Annotated in this window: 8 protein-coding genes and 1 tRNA gene; 1 reads left to right on the top strand and 8 read right to left on the bottom strand. The window is 65.9% G+C overall.

The genetic code is table 11. The annotated features are described in order from the left end of the window. From VGD20_RS00340 to VGD20_RS00325, 4 genes are all read right to left on the bottom strand, one after another. Positions 1 to 682, bottom strand: a 682-nt coding sequence (locus VGD20_RS00340; protein ID WP_331132545.1) for a DUF808 domain-containing protein, incomplete at its 3' end; no start/stop codon positions are given. 20 nt (positions 683 to 702) lie between these two features. Continuing rightward, complete coding sequence (locus tag VGD20_RS00335) at positions 703 to 2076, bottom strand: aspartate aminotransferase family protein (RefSeq protein ID WP_331132544.1); 1374 nt, start codon at positions 2074 to 2076, stop codon at positions 703 to 705. A gap of 119 nt (positions 2077 to 2195) precedes the next feature. Beyond that, entirely contained in the window at positions 2196 to 2936 is a 741-nt protein-coding gene (locus VGD20_RS00330) for a gamma-glutamyl-gamma-aminobutyrate hydrolase family protein (RefSeq protein ID WP_331132543.1), read from the bottom strand. Between the two features lie 74 nt (positions 2937 to 3010). Then, positions 3011 to 3982, bottom strand: a complete 972-nt coding sequence (locus VGD20_RS00325; RefSeq protein WP_331132542.1) for a glucokinase — start codon at positions 3980 to 3982, stop codon at positions 3011 to 3013. Positions 3983 to 4132: 150 nt separating this feature from the next. On the opposite strand from VGD20_RS00325, the gene VGD20_RS00320 reads away from it, so the two are divergent. Further along, positions 4133 to 4984, top strand: a complete 852-nt coding sequence (locus VGD20_RS00320) for a class I SAM-dependent methyltransferase (RefSeq protein ID WP_331132541.1) — start codon at positions 4133 to 4135, stop codon at positions 4982 to 4984. Between the two features lie 27 nt (positions 4985 to 5011). Here the strand turns inward: VGD20_RS00320 and VGD20_RS00315 are convergent. The 4 genes from VGD20_RS00315 to ppdK form a co-directional block, all read right to left on the bottom strand. Next, positions 5012 to 5088: transfer RNA gene (locus tag VGD20_RS00315), tRNA-Arg, on the bottom strand. 44 nt (positions 5089 to 5132) lie between these two features. Then, positions 5133 to 5660, bottom strand: coding sequence for a DUF1254 domain-containing protein (locus tag VGD20_RS00310; protein ID WP_331132540.1), 528 nt, complete (start codon positions 5658 to 5660; stop codon positions 5133 to 5135). Further along, complete coding sequence (locus VGD20_RS00305) at positions 5660 to 6235, bottom strand: DUF1214 domain-containing protein (protein WP_331132539.1); 576 nt, start codon at positions 6233 to 6235, stop codon at positions 5660 to 5662. The genes VGD20_RS00310 and VGD20_RS00305 overlap by 1 nt, the downstream gene beginning before the upstream one ends. A 17-nt stretch (positions 6236 to 6252) precedes the next feature. Beyond that, positions 6253 to 8616, bottom strand: a 2364-nt coding sequence (ppdK, locus tag VGD20_RS00300) for a pyruvate, phosphate dikinase (RefSeq protein ID WP_331132538.1), incomplete at its 5' end; no start/stop codon positions are given.

The raw sequence follows: 8616 nt of genomic DNA, 5'->3' as shown, positions 1-8616 counted from the left end.
CCGCCAGCAGCTTCGGCATGAACGACACGAGGCCCCTGCCGATCGCGCGCCGCGCGCTATTGCCTTCCTTCGCCATGTGCAGGCCGATATCGTCCATCTTCACGATCAGTCCGACGACCCCGTAGACCGCAACGGTGATCGCGACCGCCACGACCGCCAGCGTCGCGGCGCGCATCGCGAAATGCTCGTCGAGGACTTCGTTGAGCGCGATCACCATGATCTCGGCCGACAGGATGAAATCGGTGCGCACCGCGCCCTTCACCATCGCCTCTTCATGATCCTTGTCGGCGACGATCTCGGCATCTTCGGCGAGGCTGGTCTTGTCTTCCTGCAACGAGTGCAGCACTTTTTCGGCGCCCTCGAAGCAGAGATAGGCGCCGCCGAGCATCAGCAGCGGCGTGATCGCCCATGGCACGAAGGTCGACAGCAACAGCAGCGCCGGCAGGATCAGCACCAGCTTGTTGAAGATCGACCCCTTGGTGATCCGCCAGATGATCGGCAGCTCGCGGTCGGGGGTGAAGCCGGTGACGTAGCGCGGGGTCACCGCAGTATCGTCGACCACCACCCCCGCCGCCTTGACCCCGGCCTTCGACGCCGCTGCGCCGATATCGTCGATGCTCGCGGCGGCGACCTTGGCGATCGTCGCAATATCGTCGAGCAGGGCAAAAAGGCCGGAGGGCATAGGGTCTTGGTCTTTCCAGTTCAGAGCGCGCGGAGTTTCGGCATCACCTCATCGAGAGATTTGCGGATGATGGCAACCATCTCGTCGATCTGCTCGGTGGTGATGATCAGCGGCGGGCACATGACCAGGCTGTCACGGATGCCGCGGACCATCAGCCCGTTCGCGATGCACGCATCGCGCGCCATCGGCCCCGCAGTCCCTTCCGCGCCGCCGAAGCGCGTCCGCGTTTCCTTGTCGGCAACGATCTCGACCGCGCCGAGCAGCCCGACCGAGCGCGCCTCGCCGACGAGCGGATGATCGTTCAGCGTTGCCAGCGCCCTGGCCAGATACGGTCCAGTGACGCTGCCGGTGCGCTCGACAAGCCCTTCGCGTTCGATGATCTCGATATTCCGGAGCGCGACGGCGGCGCAGACGGGATGCCCCGAATAGGTGAAACCATGAACGAAATCGCCGCCGGTCTTCAGCACGTCGACGACATGGCTCGCGACCGCGGTGGCCGAGATCGGCAGATAACCCGACGACAGGCCTTTCGCCATCGGCATCAGGTCGGGGGTGAAGCCCATCGTCTCATGCCCCCACATCTTCCCAGTGCGTCCGAAGCCGCAGATCACCTCGTCAGCGACAACCAACAGGCCATATTTGCGCGCCACGGCCTCGACCTTCGGCCAATAGCCCTTCGGCGGGATGATCACGCCGCCCGCGCCCTGGACGGGCTCGCCGATAAAGGCAGCGCAATTTTCGGGGCCGACTTCAAGGATCTTGTCCTCGATCGCCTGCACACAGGCATCGCAGAACTCGTCCTCGGTCATCCCCTGCCCTTCATTATAGGCATAGGGCTGGCGCACATGTTCGACGCCGGGGATCGGCAGGTCGCCCTGCGCGTGCATCGCCTTCATCCCGCCGAGCGACACGCCGGCTACGGTCGAACCGTGATAGGCGTTCCAGCGGCTTATGAAAACGGTGCGCTTGGGCTCGCCCTTCAGCTTCCAATAGTGGCGGACCATCCGGAACACCGTGTCGTTCGCTTCGCTGCCCGAGGCGTTGAAGAAGACGTGCGGCAGGCGGTTGCCCGTCAGGCTGGCGATCTTTGCCGCCAGCGTCACCGTCGGCGGCGTCGCGGTCTTGAAAAAGGTGTTGTAGAAGGGCAGTTCGCGCATCTGCGCTGCCGCGGCTTCGACCAGCTCCTCGCGGCCATAGCCAACATTGACGCACCACAGGCCGGCCATGCCGTCGAGGATGCGATGCCCGTCACCGTCGTGGATATAGCATCCCTCGGCATGCGTGATGATCCGGCTGCCGCCGAGCCTTTCGATTTCGGCCCAGTCGGCCTGCGCAGGAAGATGGTGCGCGACGTCGAGGCGGCGCAGTTCGGCGATGTCATGATTGCGGGGCATGTCAAAAACTCCTGATCGATGGGCCGCCCGTGGCGGCGAAGAGACGTGAAAAGCGTCCGTCGATCAGGGAGAAAAGCAGAGCCGCGCGAGATAGCGGTCATAACGCGTGACGCGGCGGTTCACAGCGCCCCCCGCAGCGCCTGTCCCAGCAGGCGAAAATAGGTCTGGCTTTCCGAATTGCCGTCGACCGCCCATTCGGGGTGCCATTGCACCGCGAGCAACGGCGCCCCGTTGGGCCGCGCGCTGAACGCCTCGACGAGCCCGTCGGGTGCGCGCGCCTCGATCGACAGTCCGTCGCCGAGCCGGCAGATCCCCTGATAATGGACCGAGTTCACGTCGAGTGCCGATGCACCATAGGCCGAAGCCAGCATCCCGCCCTCGGTCAGGTCGACATGGTGCCGGTGATCGAACATCGCATCGAACAGCGTCCCGTCGGGAGTATGATGCCGCAGCAATTCGCCGTTCGTCGCGGTATCGCGGCGCAGCGTCCCGCCGAGCGCGACGTTGATGTCCTGAAACCCGCGGCAGATACCGAACAGCGGTCGCTGCGCCGCGATCACCGCCTCGACGAGGTCGCGCATCATGCGGTCGCGATCGGGGTCGAACGGCCCCTCCCCCGCATCATCCTCGCCATAGCGCGCGGGCTCGACGTTCGACGGCGACCCGGTGAGCAAAACACCGTCGAGCCGGCCGACGATTTCTTCGGCGTGCATATATTCGGGAAGCGACGGAATGAGCAGCGCCGCGCAATCGGCATGGCGCATCGCCGCCGTCGCATAACGGTTCATCACCGCCTGCGCATATTCGGCGCCGACCTGCCGGTTGCAGGCGATGATGCCGAGGACAGGACGGGCGGACACGGGCAGCAGGATCCTTCGGGAATCAAGGATTCCTTGCTGCCGATTTTCTCAGGCGGATGCCAGCGGAAATTGCGTCAGAGGTGCTGGCGCGCAAAGGCAGCGGCGGCGCCGAACAGTCCGGGCTGCGGATGGGTGATCAGCTTGACCGGCAGCGCGGACATAAAGCCTTCGAAGCGCCCCTTTTCGATAAAGCGTTCGGGAAAGCCCGAGCGCACGAGGCTGTCGCGGATGCGAAGGCCGAGCCCGCCCGCAACGACGACACCGCTTGCCCCCTGCGCCAACGCAAGGTCCCCCGACACGCTGCCTAGCGACAGGCAGAATCGGTCGACCGCCGCCGCGGCGAGGCTGTCCTCTCCGCTCAGCGCGCTGGTCCAGATCGCCTTGTCGTCGAGCCGCGGGATTGCGCGCCCTTCGAGCGCGGCGAGCGTTTCATAGATGTCGACGATGCCGGGCCCCGAGACGATCCGCTCGATCGATACACGCCGGTGCCGCTTGCGCAGCCGCGCGAGGATCGCATCCTCAATGCTGTCGAGCGGCGCGAAGTCGATGTGCCCGCCTTCGGTCGCCTGCACCCGGTAATCGGCGCCGTCGCGCCAGATATGCGCAACGCCGAGCCCGGTACCAGGGCCTATGATCGTGATCGTGCCGGTCGCGGGAAGCGGTTCGTCGGGGCCGGTCAGCCGCTCGAAATAGCTCTCGTCGGCCTGCGCTACCGCATGGCCGACGGCCTCGAAGTCATTGACCAGCACATAGCGATCGACGTCCAGCTTCTCGTTGATCAGCGCCGGACGGATAATCCACGGATTATTGGTGAAACGGATGATGTCGCCGCGTGTCGGTCCCGCGATGGCGATCGCGACCGCGCGCGGCAGCGTGCCGCCCTGCTGGCGCTCAAAATCCTGCCATGCCGTCTGGAAGCTTGCATGATCCTTGGTGTGCAGCGTCGTCGCTTCGCCGAGCGACAGGACGCGACCACCCTCGACCTCGGCAATCGCGAAGCGCGCGTGGGTGCCGCCGATATCGACCGTGACGATCCGTTCGCTCATGACTCTCCCTTGCCGATCCCACATCGCCGGCCAAGCCTGTGGAATGTCGCATGGCCGGAGGCGATGCAACAGGGCATAGCTATGCGCGGCCCCTTGTCCTTTCGGCGCATTGACGATATTTGCGAATCATTCTCAATAAAGGAGTGCAGCATGTCCGACGCCCCGACCCACGACTGGAACGGCGACAGCGCCGACCGCTGGGCGGCCAATCTCGCGCGTCTGGACCTGATGCTCGAGGATTTCGGCAATGCGGCGATCGCCGCCGCCGATGCGCAGCCGGGCAACCATATCCTCGATATCGGCTGCGGGTCGGGCACGTCGACCTTCGTGCTTGCAAAGCAGGTCGGACCCGGCGGCCACATACTTGGCGTCGATATATCGGCGCAACTTGTCGGGATCGCCCGCGCTGCCGCACCGGTCGGGGCGCCGGTCGAATTTCGCTGCGCCGACGCCGCGACCGCGCCGCTCCCTGCCGGGAGTATCGACCTGCTGTTTTCGCGCTTCGGCGTGATGTTCTTCGACGATCCGGTCGCGGCATTCGGCCACATGCGCCGCGCGCTGAAACCTGGCGGGCGGCTGGCGTTCGTGTGCTGGCGCGGCGCGCAGGAGAATGACTGGGTGCGTCTGCCGATGGCGGCGATCCGCGACTTCGTCCGGCCCGTACCCGCCGATCCCGAAGCGCCCGGTCCCTTTGCATTCGGCGATCGCGACCGATTGACGTCCATTCTGGCAAACGCCGGCTTTACCGATATCGATATCGCACCCTTCGACACGACTATTTCCTATGGCCGCGGCGCCACGCGCGAGGCCGCCATCGACGATGCGCTCGACATGGCCTTTCAGGTCGGCCCGCTCGCGCGCGCGCTGGCCGACCAACCGGACGATATTCGGAATCGCGCGGCAGCGGCGGTTCGTGCTGCCTTCGCTGGACAGCCCGGCGATACATCGGTGCTGATCGACGGCGCCGCCTGGGTCGCGGTCGCGCGCAACCCTGCCGCATAAGCGGCGAAATATTCGAAATGAAGGGAATGGCGCACCCGGAACGATTCGAACGTCCGACCCTCAGATTCGTAGTCTGATGCTCTATCCAGCTGAGCTACGGGTGCGTGGAGAGGCGCCTTTAAGACCCGCTGCGCGGGGGCGCAACCCCCTATTTCAGCTTTGTGACCGTTGCGCACGACGATTGGCGGCGCGCGGCGTCGATCGCTCCGATTTCCGCGGGATCTTTCAGCAGAATACGAATCAGTGCGATACCATGGTCGTGATTCGTGCGGACGACTTCGGCGCCCTTGGGCACCGCCTGCCCCGCCCGCGCGACGATGATTCGAAACGGCTTGCCGCCGGCCTCGACATCGTTGCGCACAAAAATCACGTCGGTCGCCGCGTCGAAGATGCTGAGCGAGGTGTATCGACCGGGAACCGGCGCAACGTCGATCGCGACTGGTCCTTCGGAAAGATTATAGGGGCAACTCGAATAGGCCAGATCGGGGCTGGGCCGCACCACGGGCTGGCGGTCGGGATTGGCGAGATTGCCGTACGACATCGTGTTGACCCCGCCCTGCCCCAGCCGCTCGATCGCGACGTTCATCAGGCCATAGGGAATGGCCCAGATCGCTGCATAGGCGGTGACGATCGCGACGATCAGCCCGAAGGCAAACGGGCCGAGCCAGTTCCGCATCAGCAGCCCTCCTTCACGATTTGCGGCAGCACCGCCTTCGCCGGATCGGCGCGGAAGGCCTTTCCGGGGTTATACATGCGCAGGGTCAGGTGGAAGGGTTGCCCTTTGGTCCCGGGCAGCCATGCGCCTCCGGCCGGCTTCGACGGCGCGATCGTGACACGCCATTCGCCCTTGTCATCGAGCGCGACATTGGCGCCGTTCACCGACCAGATATTCGCCGGATTGGCGACCAGGTAGCCTGCCGCATCATAAATGGTGACGCTCCACCAGCGCGCGTCGAGCGGCGCGCCCGACAGGCTGTAGCGGCAATTGCCGTCGAGCGGCGCGCCCGCCGCATCGGTCTTTGCCGACCAATAGACGGTTTCCTTCGCCGGCAGCGCGAGCAGCCCTGCGCGCGCCACCGCCGCACGGGTCACGGGATCGGTCGCCTTGGTGCCAAAGCCGAGCGAGGTCGACCACGGGCCATTGACGATCGCCCCGCCACTGAGCCCGCCGCCGGTTATCGCCCACGCCGCGCCGAGCCCCACCGCCAATCCGCCCACCAAGGCGATCGTATAGCGGTGCCAGCTCTTCATGCGCGTTGTTCCCCGGGCTATTTGCCCTTTTTCAGCGCGGCCTGAGCGGCCGCGAGCCGGGCGATGGGGACACGGTAGGGCGACGCGCTGACATAGTCGAGGTCCGTCTGTTCGCAGAAATGGATGCTCGGCGCGTCGCCGCCATGCTCGCCGCAGATGCCGAGCTTGACGTCGGGGCGCGTCTTGCGCCCGCGGTCCGCCGCCAGTTCGATCAGCTGACCGACCCCCTCGACATCGAGGCTGACGAACGGGTCGGTCAGGAAGATGCCCTTGTCGACATATTGCGTCAGGAAGCGTCCCGCATCGTCGCGGCTGATGCCGATCGTCGTCTGCGTGAGGTCGTTGGTGCCGAAGCTGAAGAATTCCGCGGTCTCGGCGATCTCGCCCGCCATCAGCGCGGCGCGCGGCAGTTCGATCATCGTGCCGACGAGATAGGCAATCTCGCGGCCCTTTTCGGCGAACACTGCCTTGGCCTGCGCATCGACGACCGCCTTCATCAGGTCGAACTCGCGGCGTGTCGCGACGAGCGGGATCATCACCTCGGGGATCGGCGCCGCGCCGGTATCGGCGGCGACGTCGCACGCCGCCTCGAAGATCGCCCGCGCCTGCATCTCGTATATTTCGGGATAGGTCACGCCGAGGCGACAACCGCGATGCCCAAGCATCGGGTTGAATTCGTGCAGTTCGTTCGCGCGCGCCTTGAGCGCTTCGATCCCGACGCCCGCGGCTGCGGCAACGTCGGCGAAATCTTCCTCGCGCGTCGGCAGGAATTCATGGAGCGGCGGATCGAGCAAGCGGATCGTCACCGGCAGCCCTGCCATCACGCCGAAGATCGCGGCAAAATCGCCCCGCTGTTCGGGGAGCAGCTTGGCGAGCGCGGCGCGGCGGCCATCCTCGCTGTCGGCGAGGATCATCTCGCGCACCGCGGTGATGCGTGCGGCGTCGAAGAACATATGCTCGGTGCGGCAGAGCCCGATGCCCTCGGCGCCGAAATCGCGCGCGACCTGGGCGTCCTGCGGCGTTTCGGCGTTGGTCCGCACCTTCATGCGGCGGACCTTGTCGGCCCATGCCATCAGCACGCCGAAGTCGCCGACGAGTTCGGGAAGCAAGGTCGGAACCTCGCCCGCCATGACTTCGCCGGTCGAGCCGTCGAGAGTCAGGATATCACCCTCGCGCAGTTCACGTCCGCCGACGCGCAGCACACGCGACGCGCCGTCGATCGACAACCCGCCCGCTCCCGAAACGCACGGACGCCCCATGCCGCGCGCCACCACCGCCGCGTGGCTGGTCATCCCGCCGCGCGCGGTCAGGATGCCCTTGGCCGCGTGCATGCCGTGGATATCCTCGGGCGAGGTTTCGACGCGGACGAGGATCACCGCCTCGCCCATCGCGGCCGCCTTCTCGGCGCTGTCGGCGTCGAACATGATCTTGCCCGATGCGGCACCGGGGCTCGCAGGGAGCCCCTTGGTCAGCACGTCGCGCGGTGCGTTGGGATCGAGCGTCGGGTGGAGCAACTGGTCGAGCGCGCCCGGATCGACGCGGCCGACGGCCTCTTCTTCCGAAATCAGCCCCTCGGCCGCCATCTCGACCGCGATGCGAAGCGCCGCCTTGGCGGTGCGCTTGCCGCTGCGCGTCTGCAGCATCCAGAGCGTCCCGCGTTCGACGGTGAACTCGATATCCTGCATGTCGCGGTAGTGCGTTTCAAGCGTGTCGAAGACGCGGCCGAGCTCGGTAAAGGTCTCGGGCATCGCCTCTTCCATCGACGCCGGCTTGGCGCCCGCCTTTTCGCGCGCGACCTTGGTGAGGTACTGTGGCGTGCGAATGCCCGCGACGACGTCCTCGCCCTGCGCGTTGATCAGCCATTCGCCGTACCAGGCGCGCTCGCCGGTCGCGGGGTCGCGCGTGAACGCCACACCCGTTGCCGAGGTGTCGCCCATATTGCCGAACACCATCGCCTGGATATTGACCGCCGTGCCCCATTCGGCGGGGATCGAGTTCAGGCGGCGATAGACTTTCGCGCGATCGCTTTCCCAGCTCGCGAACACCGCGCCGACCGCGCCCCAGAGCTGGTCGTTCGGTTCCTGGGGGAACGGCGCGCCGGTCTCACGCTCGACGATCGCCTGATATTCCTTGACCAGCGCCTGCCAGTCTTCGGCCGACATCTCGGTGTCGAGGTAGAAGCCCTTGTCTTCCTTTGCGACTTCCAGCGCCTCCTCGAACTCGGCATGGTCGAGCCCCATGACGACGTCGGCGTACATCTGGACGAAGCGGCGATAGCTGTCCCACGCGAAGCGGGCGTCGCCGCTGGTGGCCGCGAGCCCCTCGACGGTGGCATCGTTGAGGCCGAGATTGAGGACGGTATCCATCATCCCCGGCATCGA

Source organism: Sphingopyxis sp. (genome assembly GCF_036402335.1).
In the GTDB taxonomy this organism is placed as follows: domain Bacteria; phylum Pseudomonadota; class Alphaproteobacteria; order Sphingomonadales; family Sphingomonadaceae; genus Sphingopyxis.
Note: the sequence above shows the minus strand (reverse complement) of the source record. Positions and strands in the feature narration are given on the sequence as shown.